The sequence below is a fragment of the Rhodococcus sp. SORGH_AS_0303 genome (genome assembly GCF_030819335.1).
Taxonomy (GTDB): domain Bacteria; phylum Actinomycetota; class Actinomycetes; order Mycobacteriales; family Mycobacteriaceae; genus Rhodococcoides.
On record NZ_JAUTBO010000001.1, the window covers coordinates 4,370,532 to 4,389,134 of the forward strand.

The 18,603-nt window shown below is 67.5% G+C and carries 23 protein-coding genes; 16 read left to right on the forward strand and 7 right to left on the reverse strand.

Going from position 1 to position 18,603, the window contains the following annotated elements:
- The first annotated feature begins 98 nt into the window (after positions 1-98).
- The 4 genes from QE449_RS20740 (at position 99) to QE449_RS20755 (ending at position 2,962) form a co-directional block, all read left to right on the forward strand.
- Positions 99-743, forward strand: a complete 645-nt coding sequence (locus QE449_RS20740; RefSeq protein ID WP_027506507.1) for a TetR/AcrR family transcriptional regulator — start codon at positions 99-101, stop codon at positions 741-743.
- Positions 721-1,932: an MFS transporter gene (locus tag QE449_RS20745; protein WP_307109593.1), complete on the forward strand. Its 1,212-nt coding sequence runs from the start codon at positions 721-723 to the stop codon at positions 1,930-1,932. The genes QE449_RS20740 and QE449_RS20745 overlap by 23 nt, the downstream gene beginning before the upstream one ends.
- Positions 1,929-2,438 (forward strand): GNAT family N-acetyltransferase, encoded by a 510-nt coding sequence (locus QE449_RS20750; protein ID WP_027506509.1) that lies wholly within the window; start codon positions 1,929-1,931, stop codon positions 2,436-2,438. The genes QE449_RS20745 and QE449_RS20750 overlap by 4 nt, the downstream gene beginning before the upstream one ends.
- A 122-nt stretch (positions 2,439-2,560) precedes the next feature.
- On the forward strand, positions 2,561-2,962 hold the full coding sequence (locus QE449_RS20755; protein WP_222633199.1) for an ASCH domain-containing protein: 402 nt from the start codon (positions 2,561-2,563) through the stop codon (positions 2,960-2,962).
- Between the two features lie 160 nt (positions 2,963-3,122).
- Here the strand turns inward: QE449_RS20755 and QE449_RS20760 are convergent, their stop codons facing one another.
- The gene (locus QE449_RS20760; RefSeq protein WP_307109594.1) at positions 3,123-4,019 is read right to left on the reverse strand and encodes a hydroxymethylglutaryl-CoA lyase; all 897 of its coding nucleotides are present in this window, start codon (positions 4,017-4,019) and stop codon (positions 3,123-3,125) included.
- A gap of 137 nt (positions 4,020-4,156) precedes the next feature.
- Between QE449_RS20760 and QE449_RS20765 the strand changes: the two genes are divergently transcribed.
- The 6 genes from QE449_RS20765 to QE449_RS20790 all read left to right on the forward strand — a co-directional run bounded on the left by QE449_RS20765 (position 4,157) and on the right by QE449_RS20790 (position 11,042).
- Positions 4,157-4,822 carry a GntR family transcriptional regulator gene (locus QE449_RS20765; protein WP_307109595.1) on the forward strand — a complete coding sequence of 222 codons (666 nt, stop codon included), beginning with the start codon at positions 4,157-4,159 and terminating at the stop codon, positions 4,820-4,822.
- On the forward strand, positions 4,819-6,024 hold the full coding sequence (locus QE449_RS20770) for a CaiB/BaiF CoA-transferase family protein (RefSeq protein WP_056443476.1): 1,206 nt from the start codon (positions 4,819-4,821) through the stop codon (positions 6,022-6,024). The genes QE449_RS20765 and QE449_RS20770 overlap by 4 nt, the downstream gene beginning before the upstream one ends.
- A gap of 38 nt (positions 6,025-6,062) precedes the next feature.
- Complete coding sequence (locus tag QE449_RS20775; protein ID WP_307109596.1) at positions 6,063-8,117, forward strand: hydantoinase/oxoprolinase family protein; 2,055 nt, start codon at positions 6,063-6,065, stop codon at positions 8,115-8,117.
- A gap of 35 nt (positions 8,118-8,152) precedes the next feature.
- Complete coding sequence (locus tag QE449_RS20780; protein ID WP_307109597.1) at positions 8,153-10,042, forward strand: hydantoinase B/oxoprolinase family protein; 1,890 nt, start codon at positions 8,153-8,155, stop codon at positions 10,040-10,042.
- A complete protein-coding gene (locus tag QE449_RS20785; RefSeq protein ID WP_027506515.1) occupies positions 10,039-10,665 on the forward strand; it encodes an isochorismatase family protein in 627 nt (208 codons plus the stop codon). The genes QE449_RS20780 and QE449_RS20785 overlap by 4 nt, the downstream gene beginning before the upstream one ends.
- Positions 10,666-10,904: 239 nt before the next feature.
- The gene (locus QE449_RS20790) at positions 10,905-11,042 is read left to right on the forward strand and encodes a hypothetical protein (protein ID WP_197027823.1); all 138 of its coding nucleotides are present in this window, start codon (positions 10,905-10,907) and stop codon (positions 11,040-11,042) included.
- A gap of 58 nt (positions 11,043-11,100) precedes the next feature.
- Here QE449_RS20790 and QE449_RS20795 read toward each other — a convergent pair whose 3' ends face one another.
- Positions 11,101-12,339, reverse strand: coding sequence for an AGE family epimerase/isomerase (locus tag QE449_RS20795; RefSeq protein WP_155957087.1), 1,239 nt, complete (start codon positions 12,337-12,339; stop codon positions 11,101-11,103).
- 95 nt (positions 12,340-12,434) lie between these two features.
- Between QE449_RS20795 and QE449_RS20800 the strand changes: the two genes are divergently transcribed.
- Positions 12,435-12,860, forward strand: a complete 426-nt coding sequence (locus QE449_RS20800; protein ID WP_037186314.1) for an SRPBCC family protein — start codon at positions 12,435-12,437, stop codon at positions 12,858-12,860.
- A 6-nt stretch (positions 12,861-12,866) separates the two neighbouring features.
- Here the strand turns inward: QE449_RS20800 and QE449_RS20805 are convergent, their stop codons facing one another.
- Positions 12,867-13,532, reverse strand: coding sequence for a hypothetical protein (locus QE449_RS20805; RefSeq protein ID WP_307109598.1), 666 nt, complete (start codon positions 13,530-13,532; stop codon positions 12,867-12,869).
- The gene (locus QE449_RS20810; protein ID WP_222633205.1) at positions 13,529-14,005 is read right to left on the reverse strand and encodes a hypothetical protein; all 477 of its coding nucleotides are present in this window, start codon (positions 14,003-14,005) and stop codon (positions 13,529-13,531) included. The genes QE449_RS20805 and QE449_RS20810 overlap by 4 nt, the downstream gene beginning before the upstream one ends.
- Positions 14,006-14,079: 74 nt before the next feature.
- Here QE449_RS20810 and QE449_RS20815 point away from each other — a divergent pair, with 74 nt between their 5' ends.
- From QE449_RS20815 to QE449_RS20825, 3 genes are all read left to right on the forward strand, one after another.
- Positions 14,080-14,574 (forward strand): hypothetical protein, encoded by a 495-nt coding sequence (locus QE449_RS20815; RefSeq protein ID WP_307109599.1) that lies wholly within the window; start codon positions 14,080-14,082, stop codon positions 14,572-14,574.
- The gene (locus QE449_RS20820) at positions 14,571-14,960 is read left to right on the forward strand and encodes a transcriptional regulator (protein WP_307109600.1); all 390 of its coding nucleotides are present in this window, start codon (positions 14,571-14,573) and stop codon (positions 14,958-14,960) included. Before QE449_RS20815 ends, QE449_RS20820 begins: the two co-directional genes overlap by 4 nt.
- 271 nt (positions 14,961-15,231) lie before the next feature.
- Positions 15,232-15,801, forward strand: coding sequence for a maleylpyruvate isomerase N-terminal domain-containing protein (locus tag QE449_RS20825; protein ID WP_307109601.1), 570 nt, complete (start codon positions 15,232-15,234; stop codon positions 15,799-15,801).
- Positions 15,802-15,810: 9 nt separating this feature from the next.
- On the opposite strand, the gene QE449_RS20830 is transcribed toward QE449_RS20825, so the two are convergent.
- On the reverse strand, positions 15,811-15,969 hold the full coding sequence (locus tag QE449_RS20830) for a hypothetical protein (RefSeq protein WP_307109602.1): 159 nt from the start codon (positions 15,967-15,969) through the stop codon (positions 15,811-15,813).
- 129 nt (positions 15,970-16,098) lie between these two features.
- Here QE449_RS20830 and QE449_RS20835 point away from each other — a divergent pair, with 129 nt between their 5' ends.
- The gene (locus QE449_RS20835; protein WP_222650630.1) at positions 16,099-16,884 is read left to right on the forward strand and encodes an SDR family oxidoreductase; all 786 of its coding nucleotides are present in this window, start codon (positions 16,099-16,101) and stop codon (positions 16,882-16,884) included.
- A gap of 11 nt (positions 16,885-16,895) precedes the next feature.
- On the opposite strand, the gene QE449_RS20840 is transcribed toward QE449_RS20835, so the two are convergent.
- Together QE449_RS20840 and QE449_RS20845 are read right to left on the reverse strand one after the other, a co-directional pair.
- On the reverse strand, positions 16,896-17,723 hold the full coding sequence (locus QE449_RS20840) for an IclR family transcriptional regulator (RefSeq protein ID WP_307109603.1): 828 nt from the start codon (positions 17,721-17,723) through the stop codon (positions 16,896-16,898).
- A gap of 62 nt (positions 17,724-17,785) precedes the next feature.
- Positions 17,786-17,944 carry a hypothetical protein gene (locus tag QE449_RS20845; protein ID WP_197027825.1) on the reverse strand — a complete coding sequence of 53 codons (159 nt, stop codon included), beginning with the start codon at positions 17,942-17,944 and terminating at the stop codon, positions 17,786-17,788.
- Positions 17,945-18,191: 247 nt separating this feature from the next.
- Here QE449_RS20845 and QE449_RS20850 point away from each other — a divergent pair, with 247 nt between their 5' ends.
- A complete protein-coding gene (locus QE449_RS20850; RefSeq protein WP_056443437.1) occupies positions 18,192-18,548 on the forward strand; it encodes a nuclear transport factor 2 family protein in 357 nt (118 codons plus the stop codon).
- Positions 18,549-18,603: the final 55 nt, after the last annotated feature.

Below are 18,603 nucleotides of genomic sequence, written 5' to 3' on the forward strand. Positions count from 1 at the left end.
GATGTGATGCAGGCAACACTAGGGACAAGTCTTGACAGTCGTCAAGAAAAATCTTGACGACTGTCAAGAGTTCGTCGATGCGGCGGTATGCTTTCCGGGTGACCCAGACCACCGACCCCCGACTTCGCGTCGAGGAGCGCTCTCGAGACAAGTTCGAGGCGCGTCGCAGCGAGCTCGCACTGGCGACTCTCGCGACGTTGGCGGAACTCGGTTACGCCCGCACCAGCCTCCGCGAGATCGCTCAGAACTCCGAGTACTCGCACGGCGTCCTGCACTACTACTTCTCCAACAAGCTCGATCTCATCGCGCATGCCGTGCGGCAGTACGAGGAGATCTGTGTGACGCGGTACGACGACGTCGTCGCCGGGGCCGAGTCCGCCGAGCAGCTGCGACGCTCGTTCACCGAGACCTTCTTCGGCACCCTGCTCGCCGACGCGGCGATCCACCGCCTCTGGTACGACCTGCGCAATCAGAGCCTGTTCGATTCCTCCTTCCGCGCCGACGTCCTCGAGATCGAGTCCCGGCGCGAGGAGATGATCTGGCGCGTCGTCGCCCGGTACTGCGAACTCGTCGGAGCGGCGCCTGTTCTCACGCCGGCCACCGCCTACATCACCATCGACGGCATCTTCCAGCGCGCCCTGCTGAACCAGATCGCCGAGCGCCACCCCGACGTCGACGAGGGCCGGGCTCAACTCGACGCCGTCTTCGACATGGTGACCGGTGGCGTACCCTCCTCCCACTGACGACCGCGCCGCGGATCCGCTCGGCTATCTCGGCATCGTCCGATTACCCGGTGCCGCACGCGCTTTCCTCCCCGCACTGCTCGGCCGCCTGGCCTTCGCGATGGTCGGACTGGTCATCCTGTTGGCGGTGCAGCGTGCCACCGGATCGTTCGCGGTCGCGGGTTCCGCGACGGGTGCGTTCGGTGTCGCCAATGTGGTGGCGTCACCGTATCGGGCACGTCTCGTCGACCGCATCGGTCAGCGGCGAGCCCTCGTCTCGATGGCCGTCGGATTCGCCACGGCCCTGGTCACTCTGGCCGTTCTGACGTACGTCGATGCCCCGGCCTGGTTCCTGGTGCTCGGCAGTCTGGTCACCGGATTCTTCCCTCCCCCACTCGGTGCCTCGATGCGTGTCGTCTGGAGCTCGCTGACGCCGCCGGGGCCGACCCGCACCCGCGCCTACAGTCTCGATGCCGTGAGCGAGGAGTCGATGTTCACCATCGGGCCCCTCCTCGGCGCCACCCTCGTCACCGCCCTGTCCCCGTCGATCGCACTCGCCGCCACGGGATGCGTCGCCGTCGTCGGCACGGTCGGCATGACCACCAGCCGGCACTCGCGCGGACACGGCCCGCGCACGACAGGGACCACTCCCTCGTCGCGCCCACTCCGCCGGCCCGGCTTCGTCGGTGTCCTGACAGCGATGGCAGGGGTCGGGGCCGTCCTGGGAACCGTGGAGATCGCCGCCACAGCCTTCGCCGCGAAGCAGGGAGCCATCGGATCGGCCGGAACGCTTCTCGCGGCGCTCGGAGCCGGAAGTGTCTGCGGTGGACTGCTGTACGGGCGCCGGAGCTGGGCCGGCTCGCTGACCCGTCGACTTCTGACGACGGTCCTGATGATGGCCGTCCTCACCTCCCTGCTGTCGCTGGTCTCGACCACGGTGCCGCTGCACGTCGGACTGTTCCTGCTGGGCTTCTGCATCGCGCCCGCCCTGGTGACGGGGTACCTGCTGTCCGATCACCTCACCACCGCGGACGTGCGCACCGAGGCGTCGAGCTGGATCAACACCGCGGTGAACGCGGGCGCTGCTCTCGCCTCCGCGGGTATCGGCGTGGTGGTCGACTCCCGTTCTCCCGGTACAGGATTTCTGGTCGGTGGCGCCGCGGCGGCTCTCCTCCTCGTCCTGGCAGCGGTGACGAGGCCGCCCTCGTGACCGTCGTCGCCGTCACCGCGCGGCTCACTCTGCGCACCTATTCCCCCGACGACGAGCACCGGCTCGACTTCTACACCGATCCCGAGGTCTGCCGGTACCTCATGCACGAGCCGTGGACGGCGGAGGACGCACGGATCGCAGTGCAGAGACGCTGCGAGCGAACAAGTCTCGACACGGGGGCATTGAACGCTCTGGTCGAGCTGAACGGCCGGGTGATCGGCACCGTCTCCGCGTGGTTCGTCGCCGAGGACACCGTCGAACTCGGGTGGACCTTCGCGCGCGACGTTTCAGGCCACGGCTACGCCACCGAAGCGGTGCAGGCAGTGCTCGACGAGGTACTCGCTCTGGACCGGGTCCGGCGCGTCACCGCGGAGATGGACGCGCGCAACGCAGCCTCCGCACGTCTCGCCCAGCGCGTGGGACTGCGCGACGAGGAACTGCGCCTGCAGGACTGCTGGTGCAAGGGTGAGTGGACGGACACTCTCGTGTACTCGCTGAGCCGTTGACCTCGACCGGCCTCCGGCCTTCCCGCTGACCGCTGACCGCACAGGTTCTCGTAGGTGTTGCAGCGTCCGCAGCAACCGGGAACGACCGCGGGAACCCCACCCGCGTGCGCCATACTCGAGGAATGGCCGACATCGACTCTCTCCCCGTGGCCGAGTTCGCCTTCCCCGGGCCGCTACGCGATGCCCTCGTGTCGGCGATAGGCGCAGGCCGCAAGACGGCGACCACCTCACTGCGGGTGGAGTACGAGAACGAGCCGCTGCCCCGAGTGGGCGAGCGTCACAGGGTGATCGACTCCGGCGGCGCCACTGCCTGCGTCATCGAGATCACCGATGTACGCGTCAGCGCTCTCGGCGACGTCGACGATGCGCATGCCGTCGCGGAGGGTGAGGGTCACGCCGACATCGCCGCATGGCGTGCCGGGCACGAACGGTTCTGGCGATCCGACGAGATGGCGGACACGCTGGCCGGCCTCACCATCGACGACTCGACTCTCGTGGTCCTCGAACGGTTCCGGGTCGTCTGAGCCTCCGGCCTTCCCGAGTCACGGCCGGCCTCCGGCCTTCCCGAGTCACGGCCGGCCTCCGGCCTTCCCGCATGCCTTTCGTGTTCCCGTAGGCGTTGCATCTACCGCAGGAACACGAAACTCCCGCGGGAACACGAGTCACGGCCGTCTTTCCCGCAGGTCACCGTGGAGGAAAGCCACCCGCACGCCCGAGGAACCCCGGCACGTCCTTGCCCAGCGCGGAGCCGAGCCAGGTCGCGGCGTCGACCAGCACGTCCATGCTCACTCCCGTCTCGACACCGGAGCGGTCGAGCGCGTAGATCAGGTCCTCGGACGCGATGTTCCCGGTGGCGGCGGGTGCGAACGGGCACCCACCGAAGCCGCCGATGCTGGCGTCGAGGGCCTGCGCCCCCGTCTCCAGTGCGGTCAGCGCGTTGGCGTAACCGGTGTTGCGTGTGTTGTGGAAGTGCCAGCGCTGCGGGATGTTCGGAGCGTTCCGGGTGGCGAGCTCCGCCAGTCGACGAACCTGCGCCGGCACTCCCACGCCGATGGTGTCGGCGAGGGCGATCTCGGCCGGTGCGCATTCGGCGATCCGCGCGACGAGTTCGCCGACTCGCACCGGATCCACCTCACCGCTGAACGGGCACCCGAACGATGCGGCGATGGTGACCGTGCCCGGCACGCCCGCTGTACGCGCATCCGTGATGATGTCGTGCGCCGCCGCCACCGCCTCGTCGACGGAGCACCCCTGGTTGCGCCTGCTGAACTCCTCCGTCGCGACGACCACGACGTTGACCTCATCGACGCCGGCCGCCAGCGCGCGGTCGAGTCCACGTCGGTTGAGCACCAACCCGATGTACGAGACGAAGCCGTCACGCGGGACGCCTGCCATGACCTCCTCGGCGCCGGCCATCTGCGGCACCCGCTTCGGGTTCACGAAGCTCACCGCCTCGATGCGCGTGGCACCCGAGGCGACGCTGCGCGTGATCAGTTCGATCTTGTCGTCGACGGAGAGGACAGCGTCCTCGTTCTGCAGTCCGTCACGGGGACCCACCTCGACAAGTTGCACCGCAGTCATGGGCCCATCCTGCGCCGACACCCCGTTGTATGCAATAGCGGATCGGAAACGGGAATTTAACGACGATTACCGGGACACGCCATCGTCATGGGCCTACATTGTGAACAATTCACCATCGACCACAGGGAGTCGCATCCATGGCGAGAGCCGTCGACCGCGTCTACGCGCACATCCGCGACAGCATCGTGTCCGGGACGTATGCGCCCGGTGCACGTCTCGGAGAGGTCGAGATCGCCGAACTCACCGAGACCAGCCGGACACCGGTGCGTGAGGCGCTGCGACAGCTCGAGATGGAGGGACTCGTCGAGGTTCTGCCGCATCGCGGGGCTCGGGTGTACCAGTGGACGGCGGACGACCTCGAGGAGATCTACGACCTGAGGATGACGCTCGAGGCCATGGCCGCGGCACGGGCGGCCTCACGTATCGGCGAGAAGGACATCGACCGACTCGCCGAGCTGTGCGACCTCATGGAAACCGCGGCCGGGGAGGGAGCAGATCAACGCCTGGACCTGATGGCGCAGCTCAACGACGAGTTCCACGCCATCGTGCGCACTGCCGCGGCCAGCACCCGCCTCATCTCGATGCTCGGAGCGGTGATCCAGCTGCCGTTGGTGATGCGCACCTTCCATCGCTATGCCCCCGTCGATCTCGCACGCAGTCACGCCCACCATCGCGACCTGGTCGCGGCTCTGCGCGCCGGCGACGAGACGTGGGCGGACTCGGTGATGCGCGCCCACGTCCGCGCCGCCAAACATGTTCTGCTCCAAGCCCTCACGACCGACCAGACGAAGGAGTCCTCATGAGCGAGGCCCCCACCGGCCCACTGTCCGATCTGCGTGTCGTGGAGATGGGTCAGCTTCTCGCCGGCCCCTTCTGCGGACAGTTGCTGGCCGACTTCGGCGCCGAGGTGATCAAACTCGAGCCGCCCGGCACCGGCGATCCGATGCGCCAGTGGGGTCGGGAGAAGCCGCACGGCAAGTCCCTGTGGTGGCCCGTCGTCGCGCGCGGCAAGAAGTCCGTGACCTGCAACCTGCGCAGCGCCGAGGGTCAGGACCTCGCCCGCCGGATCATCGCGGACGCCGACATCGTGGTGGAGAACTTCCGCCCCGGCACGATGGAGCGTTGGGGCCTCGGGTTCGACGCACTGCGGGAGATCAATCCGCGCCTCATCATGGCCAGGGTCACCGGGTACGGCCAGAACGGCCCCTACGCACCGCGGGCGGGCTTCGGGTCCATCGGCGAGGCCATGGGCGGAATCCGCTACGTCACCGGCAATCCCGAGATGCCGCCGTCTCGTACCGGCATCTCCCTCGGTGATTCACTCGCAGCCGTGTTCGCCACGATCGGCGTCCTCACCGCGCTGCATCACCGGGAGAACACCGGACGGGGGCAACTCGTCGACTCGGCCATCTACGAAGCGGTGCTCGCCATGATGGAATCCCTGCTGCCCGAGTGGGAGATCGGCGGGTACCAGCGTGAGCGGACCGGCTCCGTGCTGCCGAACATCGCGCCCAGCAACGTCTATCCCACCCTGGGCGGCGAGATGATCCTCGTCGCGGCCAACCAGGATTCGGTGTTCGGCCGATTGGTCACCGCGATGGACCGGACCGACCTGATCGAGGACGCCCGCTACCGCGACCACGAGGCGCGCGGGAAGAACATGACCGAGCTCGACGACATCGTCGGGGCCTGGACGTCCGCCCTCGACACCGACACCGTGCTCGACCTCCTGCACGAGGCGGGCGTTCCCGCCGGTCGCATCTACACAGCACGGGACATGTTCGACGATCCGCACTTCGCCGCGCGCGAGGCCATCGTGCGTCTGGCGCACCCGGACTTCGGCGAGATCCCCATGGCGAACGTCGCACCGAAGCTCAGCGACAGTCCCGGCTCGGTTCGGCACGCCGGACCCGAACTGGGAGAACACAACTCCGACATCTACGGACGACTACTCGGAGTCACGGAATCCGACCGGGCGGCGCTCGCGGAGCGCGGCATCATCTGACCTTCGCTCCTCTCACCCTCACAGCACGGGAGAACACCATGCGTTATCGACTCGGCGTCGACGTCGGCGGCACCTTCACCGACGTCTTGCTTCTCGAGGAGACGACCGGCACCACCTTCAGAGCCAAGACACCGTCCACCCCTGCGGACCAGTCGATCGGTGTGCTCAACGGCATCGCGAAGGTCTGCGCGGAGGCCGAGATCGAGCCGTCGGAGATCGGGCAGGTTCTGCACGGCACCACGGTCGCGACCAACGCCATCCTGCAGGGACGTGGTGCGCGCGTCGGGCTCGTCACCACGGACGGGTTTCGCCAGGTGCTGCAGATCGCGCGCTCCTTCGTCCCGGGCGGGCTCGCGGGGTGGATCATCTGGCCCAAGCCGGAACCGCTCGCGGCGCTCGAGAACACCGTCGAGGTGGTCGGGCGACTGGCTGCCGACGGGTCGGAGATCACTCCTCTCGACGAGGAGCAGGCCCGCGCGCAACTGCGTCGACTGGCCGGTGCCGGCATCGAGGCGCTGACCATCTCGTTGATCAACTCGTATGCGAACGACTCGCACGAGAAGCAGGTCGCGGCCTGGGCGGAGAGCGAACTGCCCGGCATTCCGGTCTCCATCTCGAGCCAGGTTCTTCCCGAGATGCGCGAATACGAGCGCACTCTGACGACGGTGGCCAACAGCTACGTGCAGCCGGAGGTCTCCCGCTACGTGCGGAACCTCGACCGGTCGCTGCAGGACAAGGGCATCACAGCGCCGCTGTCGATCCTGCGCAGTGACGGTGGCCTGGTGCAGTCGGCCAAGGCGGCCGAGTCACCGGTGTCCCTGCTGCTGTCGGGCCCGGCGGGAGGCGTCACCGGCGCGGTGTGGTTCGCCGAGCAGGCCGGCTACTCCGACTTCCTGACCTTCGACATGGGCGGCACGTCGACGGACGTCGCACTGGTCCTCGGCGGTGAGCCGCGGATCGGTCGTGAGACCAAGGTCGGCGACCTCGCTGTGCGCGCCACCAGTGTGGACGTCCGGACGGTCGGTGCCGGCGGCGGGTCGATCGCCCATGTCCCCGAGCTCACGAAGGCGCTGCGGGTGGGTCCGCAATCCGCGGGAGCCGACCCCGGACCCGCGGCCTACGGCAACGGCGGCACGGAGCCGACGGTGACCGACGCCAACGTCGTGCTGGGGTACCTGCCTGCCGCCCTCGCGGGCGGTGAGGTGAGCCTCGACGTCGACGCGAGCAGGACGGCAGTGGCGACCATCGCCGACGCCATCGGGCTCGGCAGTCCCGAGGAAGCGGCGTCGGGCATCGTCGACATCGTCAACGAGAACATGTTCGGCGCACTCCGACTGGTGAGCGTGCAGCAAGGCTACGACCCCCGCGACTTCGCACTGGTGTCGTTCGGTGGCGCAGGTCCGCTGCACGCCAACGCACTCGGGCGTCTCACCGGCGCGTGGCCTGTCATCGTCCCGCCGTCGCCCGGCGTCCTCTGCGCCTACGGAGACGCCACCACCTGCGTCCGCGACGAGAGCGCTCGCACGATGATCCGTGCGTTCTCCGACACCGACGACGCCGAGCTGCGCACCGCCCTGGCGGAACTCGCGACGTCCGCGGCCGCACGACTGTCGGCCGAGGGCGTGCCCGCGGATCAGCAGACGGCGAAGTACCAGGTGGATCTCCGGTACCAGGGCCAGGGCTTCGAGATCCCCGTGGATCTCGACGCGAGCGCACTCGAGTCCGGCGATCTGCTGTCCACTCTGGGAACGGCATTCGACACCGAGCACGAGCGTCTCTTCTCGTTCCTGTTGAAGAACGAACGCGAGGTCATCAACCTGCGCGTCACGGTCAGCGGGCCGCGACCGGACGTGGCCTTCCAGCCGCTCGAGGAGGGCGGTGCGGATCCGTCGGCCGCACTGGTGTCCACGAACGACGTGTGGATGGACGGCGAGTACGCGAAGGCCGGCATCTACGACCGGGCGAAGTTGCTGGCAGGCAACGTCGTCGAGGGACCCGCCGTGATCACCGAGATGGACTCGACCACGTTGGTCCTCTCCGGTCACGCCGCGACGGTCCATTCCAGCGCCAGCCTTCTCATCGCTCCCCGCTGATCCCCTCTCGCCCGGAACTCATCTCAGGAGACCTGATGGCCACGATCATCGAGACCTCGACCACGCCCTTCACCACGGTTCCCGTGGATCCGATCACGCTCGACATCATCGAGAACGCGCTCCGCAACGCCCGATACGAGATGGACGAGGTGCTCTTCCGTACCGCACTCTCACCCGGTATCCGCGAGCAGCACGACGAGTTCCCGCTCATCGCCGATCCGAGCGGGAAGATGGTCGTCGGGCAGTTCGGTCTGTCCGTGCCCGACTTCCTCGACAATTTCAACGGGACCGTCGGTGAGGGCGACATTCTCCTCACCTCCGATCCGTACGCGTGCGGTGCCGCCATCAGCCACGCCAACGACTGGCTCATCGTGCTGCCGATCTTCCACAGCGGCCGCGTCGTCGGATGGTCGTCGATGTTCGGCCACATGTCCGACGTCGGCGGAAAGACCCCGTCGTCGATGCCCACCGACGCGCACACCATCTTCGAGGAGGGCGTCATCATCCCGCCCTTCAAGCTGTACAGCGAGGGGCAGCTCAACGAGACCGCGCTCGACATCATCCTCAACCAGGTCCGCAAGCCCGACTGGAACAGAGCCGATCTCAACGGTCTCGTCGCCGCGTGTTCGACGGCGTCCCGGCGCATCGTCGAGTTGTGCGACAGATTCGGTGTCGACGTCTACCTGTCCGCCCTCGACGCACTGCTGGACCGCAACTACCAGGCGATGAAGGTGCTGCTCGCGATGCTCTTCGTCGACGGTGAGACCATCGAGTTCAACGACTTCGTCTGCGACGACGGATGTGGTTACGGACCTTACGAACTCGCGATCACACTGACCCGGCACGGCGAGAAGATCCACCTCGACTTCAGCAAGGCGGCGCCGCAGGCGGTCGGTCCGATCAACTACTTCATCAACGAGAACCTCGTCCGGATGTTCTTCGGGATCTACGTCATCACCGTGGCGGATCCGCAGATCCTCTGGAACGACGGCTTCTACCCACTGATCGACGTCACCATTCCCGAGGACTCGTTCTGGAAACCGCGCTATCCCGCGGCGCTCAACGGCCGCAACCACGGCATCGGGCGGGTGTTCGACCTCTTCGGTGGGCTCCTGGGCAAGAACAATCCCGACATCCTCAACGCCGCCGGGTTCTCGTCGTCACCCCACTTCATGTACTCGGGCCACTACGACGGCGGACCGCGGGACGGTGAGTGGTTCCAGCTGTACTCCATCGGTTTCGGAGGCATCCCCGGCCGACCGATGGGTGACGGTCCGGACGGCCATTCGCTGTGGCCGTCGTTCGTCAACATCCCCTGCGAGTACCTGGAGTCGTACTACCCGCTGCGCATCGAGCGGTGGGAGACGGTCACCGACACGGGCGGCGCCGGTCTGCATCGCGGCGGCAACGGCGTGGACGTGGCCTACTACTTCGAGGAGCCGGGCACCATCGCGATCCACGACGATCGCTGGCTCACCTATCCGTGGGGTGTGAACGGCGGCAAACCCGGTGCACGCGGACGTAAGTGGCTGATCCGCGCGTCGGGTGAGACCGAGATCCTCCCCAGCAAGATTCACGACGTCGAGGTGTCGCGGGGCGATGTGCTGCACTTCGTGACGTGGGGTGGCGGCGGCTGGGGCGACCCGCTGACGCGCGATCCCGAGCTGGTGGCGCTCGAGGTGCGTCGCGGCCTCGTCAGCGCCGACGGCGCTCTGACCGGCTACGGCGTCGTCTGCGACGCGGACGGTGTCATCGATGCCGACGCATCCGCGGGCCGACGCGAGAGCATGGCAGCCGAGCGGGGCGAGATCGAGGTGTTCGACAAGGGTCCGTCCCTCGAAGTCATCCTCGAACGGTGCGAGGAGGAGACCGGTCTGCCGGCGCCACGTCCGCCCGTCAACGTACGGAAGGCGGTGCGCGCGTGACGGACACGCTCGGGTCGTATCGCGAGTCGGGTTTCGCCGGCGATCTCGGACCGGGGCGCAGCGCGGCGGTACTGGTGGTCGACGTGGTGCAGGCGTACCTCGTCGACGGGTCGCCCCTGCGCGCTCCCGTGGAGGACGCCGTCGCCGCTGCCGCGACTCTCGTCGCGGCAGCCCGCGACGCCGGGGTACCGGTCGTCTTCACTCGCGTGAGCTATCAGGCCGGCGGCGCCGACGGCGGGCTGTTCATGCGGAAGATCCCGGCGCTGAGCGTGTTCGAGGAGGGCTCGGATCTCGGCGACTTCCCGTCGGCCCCGCGGCCCGCAGCGGGCGAGACCGTCGTGACGAAGCAGTACGCGAGTGCCTTCTTCGGCACGTCGCTCGCCGCGACCCTCACCGCACGCGGTGTCGACACCCTCTACATCTGCGGCCTGACCACCAGTGGCTGCATCCGCGCCAGCGCCACCGACGCTCTGCAACACGGATTCCGGCCACTCGTGGTCGCGGACGCATGTGGTGATCGGGAGGCGGGGATGCACGAGTCGAACCTGCTCGACCTGCGTGCGAAGTACGCGGACGTTCTCACCCTCGACGAGGCGGTGGGGCACTGGGGACGGTCCGGGTGACTGCGTCACATCCACGGCACTCGTCGTTGCCACCACGGCATCGATCGCGGTCGCTCCGATTCGACTGTCGCCGAGCGTAAGCGAGTATCGAGGGTGTCGACGGCGACCGCGAGGCGATGAGCGCGCCGCCCGCCGTTGTGCAGCAGCCCGGCGAGACGCGCCCGGGCATCGGTCGGAAGGTCACCGTCACACATCGGACACCCCGTGGGGCCGGTCCATTCCCACGCACGTGACACGGGGTGGGCGCCACCGCGAGCGACGCGCCGTTCCGTGCGCTCGACGTGGTCACGCCACTCGTCGAGGTACCGGAGCGCCGCGCCATCGCGCCGCGGTCGAGAGGGACGGTGCCGGCGAATTCCCTCGTCGGCGGTACGTGATGCCATGTCGATCCCGATGCAGTAGGGGAACCGTGCGACGACGCGCACGGGCATCGGGTCACCGTGGATCGAGCATACCGCCGCTCAGCACCGCCGCAAGGCTCGATCCCGTGGGATACCGACTGATCCACACCGCCTGGGCTGCGTGGTAGATGTCGGGCTTCCCGCCCCACACACTCGTCGCCACGGCGTTGTGCTCGTCGAGTTCGTGGTGCCACGATCCGCGCGCTCGGTCGACGTAGCAGTCGGCTACGTGATCCCAGCACGCGCGATAGTCGTTCTCGTACTGCCCTTCTCCGGTCCACCGCAGCAGGGTCGCGGCGGCGGCGATCGCCTCGCACAGCACCCAGTGCAATCGCTGGGTCACGACGGGCCGGCCCGTCCAGTCGGTCGTGTAGACGAAGCCGGGCGTCGACCCTTCCTGCCATCCGTCGGCAGCGGCGCGCCGATACAGCGATCGAGCGACGTCCACGTGGTCGTGGCCGCGCGCGCTGGTGGCCACGAGGGAGACCTGCAGCATCAGGCGCGACCACTCGAAACCGTGACCGACCGTCGCACCGTAGGGCTTGAACTGATCGGCCGGACTGTCGGAGTTGTACTCCAGCAGCGGTTCCCACTCGGTGGTGAAGTGTTCGGGGATGCGCCAGTCGTTGGCCTCGGACCACTCGATGACGCTGTCGCAGATGCGAGCGGCCCGCTCGCGCCACACCGTGGGGGCGCCGGCGTCCACTGCCGCGAGCATCGCCTCCACCATGTGCATGTTCGCGTTGATCCCGCGATAGTCGTCCAGTTCCGACCAGTCGGCGTTCCAGGTGTCCACGCACATGCCACTGCGGTCGTCCCAGAACCGGGCATCGACGACGGCGAGTGCCTCGGCGAGCAGTGCAGGTCCGCGAGGGTGACCCGCCGCGGTGGCCGTCGACGCCGCGAGAACGACGAAGGCGTGCGTGTAGGCCGACTTGGTCGCGTCGTCGGTCGACTCGACCCAGCCGTCGTGTCGGTCGTCCCGCAGCACCGTCAGGAGTCCGTCGAACAGTCGGTCGGCTCTGCGGCGAGAGCCCGGATGCCCGAGCAGCGCACCGAGGTACTGCACGTGCACCATGCGCGCGGTGATCCAGGTGAACACCGGCCGCGTCAGGTCCGGCTCGCCCGTGTCGTCGAGCCACGCCGCGCCTCCCGACGGGTGATCGAGAGTGCGGCCGAAGTCGAGCAACCGGGCGGATTCGCCGTCGAGCCACGACCTGTGGGACGGAAGCGTCGGCCAGGAGGGACCCGCAGGCATCTCGTTCGAGGACACCGCGTCACCCTACGAGACCGTCGGCGCCTCCCGGCTCGGAACAGCGGCACCGGTGCTGACATGATCGGGTCCCGCATCGAACAGGAGTCCCTCTGATGGCAGCACCCACGCGCGTCCACGTCACCCACACGTTCACGTCCGCACCGGATGTCGTGTTCGCAGCCCTGTCGGAGCACGAGAACCTCGGCCCCCTGTTCGGAGCGAAGATCACGCGTGTTCGTGACGGAGACAGCTCGCGCAACGGTGTCGGCTCCACGCGCGCACTGAAGCTCGGCCCGCTGCCCGCCTTCCACGAGACGACGATCGTCTCCGAACCGAACACCCTCATCGAGTACAAGATCACCAAGGGCTCACCGCTGCGCGGACACTGGGGCACCCAGCGCCTGACCCCGACGACCGACGGCGGCACCGCTCTCGACTACACCATCGGATTCGACGCTCCGGTTCCCGGCCTGGCTCTCGTCGTCGCGAAGGTTCTCACCTCGACCATCTCCGCCAAGATTGGCAACCTCGTTCCCTGACGAGGGTCAGAAGGTCTCGTTCCAGTCGCGAGCGAACATGAATGCACCGGCGGTGCCCCAGCAGGTCACGCCGAAGTCGACGTCGGACGAGCACACCACTCCGGACGTCGAGAGAACCTCGCCGTACTCGAGCACTCGAGGTGCCGGGCTCGTGTAGATGCCCTGCGTGGTGCACAGATGGTGTGAGCCGGCACCGTCGACACGGACCGCGTACTTGTCGTTCGGCGCATTCGTGCACATCGGGCCGTCGACCGGCTGCACACTCGTCACCGCTTGGCATCCGACCTGGCCCGCGGGTGAGCCACCGGCCCAGATCCCGCACTGCACGTTTCCGCTGGGCGTCGTGAAGTTGGTCAGGCCAGGGGCGGTCTGGAACAGGGCCGGGTCGACCGTTCCCGACTCGGGGCTCGGACGCGGCTGATTCCAGGGAAACAAGTCGGACACCTCCTCCGGGGTTCGCCGCGGCGAGGTGGCAGTGGACTCTCCCGACACCTGTGCACCGGGTGCAGGAGGCGTCGCCGACTCCACCGCCGGTGTCGTGGTGGTCGGCTCCACCGTCGACGTGGCCACCGTGGTCCCCGCATCCGTCGCGGAATCCCCGCCGGAACACCCCACCAGAGCCGACGCACACAGTGCAGCGATCGGAGCGACGAACGTCCGCATCGCCGTCATCGGGCCGGCACCTCGAAAGTGGGGCTCGGCGTGTGCGGGGTGTTCGTCCTGAACGTGACGGTGACCGGTCCTGCACCCGTGTCGATGTCGAGATAGGGGTTGGTCACGTTGGGGCCCTGGAAACGCCAGCTCGCCACTCGGTGTTCGGCGGTACCGCTGGCGCCGGTGTCGTGATTGTGCCAGTCCGCGTACATGGTCACGTAGCACTCGTAGTCGGCCAGCCCCACCCACGCGGGGCTGTACAGATGGGTCGTGAAGTCAGCGTGAATCTCGTCAGGGGTGTAGCCGCTGGTCACTCTGACATCGACCGTTCCCGCGAGGCACTGGGGAACCTCGGCGAGGGTGTGGATGCGCTGCTCCGGTGAGAAGTACATCGGTTGCGCACCGGCGTTCACGGTGCCACCCGCCGTGACGACTGCCGTCAGGGCGCCGGTGACGACGACGGCGCGAGTGCTGATGGGATGCTTCTTCATGACCCTCCTCGAGTGGACTGCATGGCCCGTCGAACGTAACACTTTCCAGCACGGAAAGTGTTAGTGTTTCCGTCATGGAAAGCCATCGGTCGCCAGACGATGCTCGCGCCCTGCTGAGTGAGATCCATGCCGACCGAGTCGTTCTCGCCGACCGTCTCGCGGCGCCGACGTGGTTCTATCCGGCCTTCGCGGCACTGACCGCCCTGTACGTCGGTACACCGTCGCTGCCCGACGGCCACGTGCGTTCGGTGTCGACGTCTGTTCTGGTCGCGGCCGCGATCGTGACGACGGTGCTCTATCCCCGCCTGACGGGGGTACGCCCATCAGGAGTGGGTGTGGTCGGGTGGTGTGTTCTCGGTGGGCTGCTGGTGACCGTGCTCGGATCGTTGAGCGTCTCCTACGGTCTGGTGGCATCTCTGTCCGCGTGGTGGGTCCTCGTGCCACAGGCGCTGTGTTTCGTGCTCGTGCTGTTCGGCGGCCGCCTGTTCGACCGCGAGTATCGCCGCCATCTGCACGCAGACGACGTCCGACGCCCGTCCGGCCGGGCGCACTCCGGACCACGGTCGTGACCGAGGATCGCGGCCCCGAACCACGATTCGATGCCGTCATCCACGCACCGGTCCGGCTGCGCATCTGCGGGCTTCTACGCCGAGTCGACGAGATCGATTTCGCCATCATCCGCGACACCCTCGAGATCAGCGATGCGTCTCTGTCCAAACATCTCCGAGCTCTGTCGGACGCGGGCTACGTGTCGACGAAGAAGACGACGTCACTCTCCCGCGGCGACTCGCGACTGGTGACGTGGGTCGAGCTGACCCGGGTCGGTCGCGATGCTTTCGACTCTCACATCGCAGAACTTGGACTCATCGCGCACGGTCGCCCGGAACAGTCGACGGCTCGGCAACCACTGTCGACGAGACTTCCCCACTTCGGACCGGCACCCGAATTCGGCTGACGACCGCACGGCGCCGTCGCCTGATCCACGTCGTATCCACGTTGTTCATGCCGACGTCGACTCACCCGCCGTTCGAGTTCACCGGGGCTCGATATCAATGACCCGTCACCGTCGAACAGCGCAGCGGCACAGACAGAATTCGGGTCGCATCCTGTGCGCGGGGAGACCGGTGACGCAACGATCCGAGCGCCCGCCGACACGGGCACCCTGCTCGGCTCGGGCTCGCTCGCGCACGATTGACGTGAGGGCGACGACGGTGCACAGTGCGCGCATGACACTGCCGCGCGAGACCGCCGACCGTCACCGCGCCGTCGCCGCGACCTTCACCACGCTCGTCGAGTCCACGTCGGCCTGGGATGCCCCGGCGCCCGTGGACGGCTGGACCGCACGTGATGTGGTGGCGCACCTCGTCGAATGGTTTCCGGCGTTTCTGACGACGGCCACCGGGCTGAAACTCGATCGTGGGCGCTCACCACTCGAGGACCCGGTCGATGCCTGGCGTGTCCACAGCGACGCCGTGCAGAGAGTGCTGGACGGGCCGGACGCCGCGACCCCGTTCCACCATCCGATGATCGGCGAGATGCCACTTCCCGCGGCGGTCGGCCGGTTCTACGTACCCGACGTCTTCATGCACTCGTGGGATCTCGCCGCGGCCGGCGGGCAGGACCTCTCACTCGACGGCGACTACTGCGCCGAACTGGTCGACGGCATGCAGCCGATCGAGGAACTCATGCGGTCGTCCGGGCAGTACGGGCAAGCTGTCGCCGTACCCGACGACGCCGATGATCAGACGAGGCTTCTCGGATTCATCGGGCGCGATCCGCACGTCCTCGGGCGCTGAAGCGCCGCGTCAGTCCTGCACTTCGTCTCGCTCGTGCTGCGCTCTCTGCTCGAGCTCGTCGTCGTCGAGATGGCTCGGTGTCTTGGCGTGAGCCCGGCGGTCCGGGTGCGCGTCCTCCGTGGGAACCAGGACGTCGTCGAGTGTGGGTTCGTCGTGTGGATCGGTCATGAGTGCGGCGTGCCCGCGGACGAATCATCCAAACGTCCCCGTTCTCACTCCGCGATAACGACCCTGGACGCCCCAGACCGTGCAGGTGTGATCTGGATGAGAATCATTCACCGAGTCACGGAGGTCTCCATGAGCCAGAACCCACGCGTCGCCGTCGTCACCGGAGCAGCCCGAGGAATCGGTAAGAGCATCGCCGAACGCCTGGGCCGAGACGGTCTTCACGTCGTCGTCGCCGACCTGCCTGGTTCGAAGGACGGTGTCGACGAGACCGTCGAGACGATCGTCGGTGCCGGCGGTGTGGCCACGGGCGCCGCGGTCGACGTCGTGGACGAATCCTCGGTCGAATCGTTGGTGCGTACCGCGGTGGACGCAGGCGGGCGCCTCGACGTCTTCGTCGCGAATGCCGGAATCGCCCAGGTCGAGGAGCTGCTGAAGTACGACAGCGCCGACTTCGACAAAATCTTCGACGTCAACGTCAAAGGCATCTTCAATTCCTACCGAGCCGCGGCCAACCAGTTCATCGCGCAGGGAGGCGGCGGCAAGATCATCGGCGCGGCCTCGATCGTCGCGTTCCGACCCTTCGCACTTCTCGGCCCCTACTCGGCGACGAAGTGGGCCGTACGCGGTCTCACCCAGGCCGCGGCCATGGAGTGGGCCGAACACGGCATCACCGTCAATGCCTACGGCCCCGGCATCGTCGGCACGGCGATGTGGGATCTCATCGACGAGAAGCTCGCCGCGAAGCACGGCCAGCAGAAGGGCGAGGCGCTCGCCGAGAACGCCCAGTCGATCCTGCTGGGCCGAGTATCGGTGCCCGACGATGTGGCGAAGCTCGTGAGCTTCATGGCATCTCCGGATTCCGACTACGTCACGGGTCAGACGATGCTCGTGGACGGTGGCATCCAGTTCTCCTGACGCGGACGAGGTCAGCCGGTGCGCAACCACCGGCTGATCTCGTTCGCCGCGGACCGCAACGCGTGCTCCACCTCGGCCGCCCGTCGACGGTCCACTTCCCGATCGGGGGTGCTGATGGCCACGGCTCCCATGACCGCACCCGACGCATCATGGACAGCCACTGCAGCGCACGCTTTCGTCGGAACGAATTCCTCACGCTCCCATGCCACCCCACGACGGGACACCTCGGCGAGGTGGTGTTCCAGTTCGTCGCGGTCGGTGATGGTCGTGGACGTGAGCCGTTCGGTGCCATGGGTGTCGAGGTACTCGGCTGCGTCCTCGCGGGACATCGCAGCGAGCAGGATCTTGCCGAAGGCAGTCGCGTGCCCGGCCTCGTGGAAACCGAAGTTCAGCGGCGTGATGCGGGGCTGGGTGGCGCAGTCGGCGACATGCGCCACCACAACGTCGGACCCGCGGTAGACGGCGAAGTAGCTTGCCGTCCCCAGTGTCTCGTGCAGCTTCGAGATACGCTGCCGCACCGGCACAGGCACGCCGACCTGGCGATGCAGGCTGACACCGAGACGAGCCAACTTGTATCCCAGCTCGAACCGCTGCCGCGCTCGGAGATGAACGAGGTAGTCGCAACCGACGAGTACCTGCAGCAGACGGTAGGTCGTGGGCAGCGGGAAGCCCAGCACCTCGGAGACCTCCTTGGCGGTGGCGCCGCCGCGATCGGCCACCACCTCGAGCACGGCGAGGGTCTTCTCCACCGTGGCGACTCCGCCGGCTCCGGCGCGCCGCAACCGCGTCGGGACGTCGGGGGTCGGGGGATCACGGGGAATTCGATCGTCGTCGAGCACACCCCCATCGTCTCTCAGCACCGCCGCAGGGGGCGGAAGATCGAGCCCACGGGTTTCGTCGATCACAGAACTCGACGGGCGCGACGGTCCAACTCGCGGCGCACCCGGGTGCACTCGTTGGAGACCGACACGACGTCGTCCGGTGGCGCGTCGCGGGCAATGGCGGAACGGCGGTCCGTCACCAGCCGCTCGTACCGTTCCTGCAACAGATCGGTGGACATTTCCGCATAGTTCATCGCCCGACTCAGCTCTGACCGCGAGGGTGACCCGGCAGGTCACACCACACTCTCGATCTCCACGATCAGGATCCATCACCGGAGGTCGACTCGGGCATGAATGGCAGATCCCCCACGGACGGTCCATTGACCCGTTCCATTGTGGCGCCACCCTCTCGCGACGCGGTTGACGTGGAGACCGGCCGCGCCTAATTTGGGTGAACCTTCACCCATATGGAACTGGAGGCCAGCGATGGCAGAGTCGATCGAGCAGCTGATGCACGCCAACCTCCTGCAGGTCTTCGGCGAACGGGACCCCGCGGCGAGGCGGGCCGCCATCGCGCGGACGTACACGGAGGACGTCGTCTTCTCCGATGCCGAGGCTCGGGTGCAGGGCCACGACGCACTCGATGCCAAGGTGCAGGCGATCCTCGACGACGCACCGGGATTCGTGTTCACCGCGGACGGCAGCGTTCACCTCATGCAGGACGCCGGCTACCTGGCGTGGGCACTCGGACCCGAGGGCTCCGATCCCGTCGTCCGTGGAGCCGATGTCGGCATCGTTCGCGACGGCCTCCTGGCACAGGTCTACACCGTCATCCTCACCTGAGGTCGGTGGCCGCCTCGATGCGGGCCGTCCGTCGTCGGCCGGGTACAACAGGACG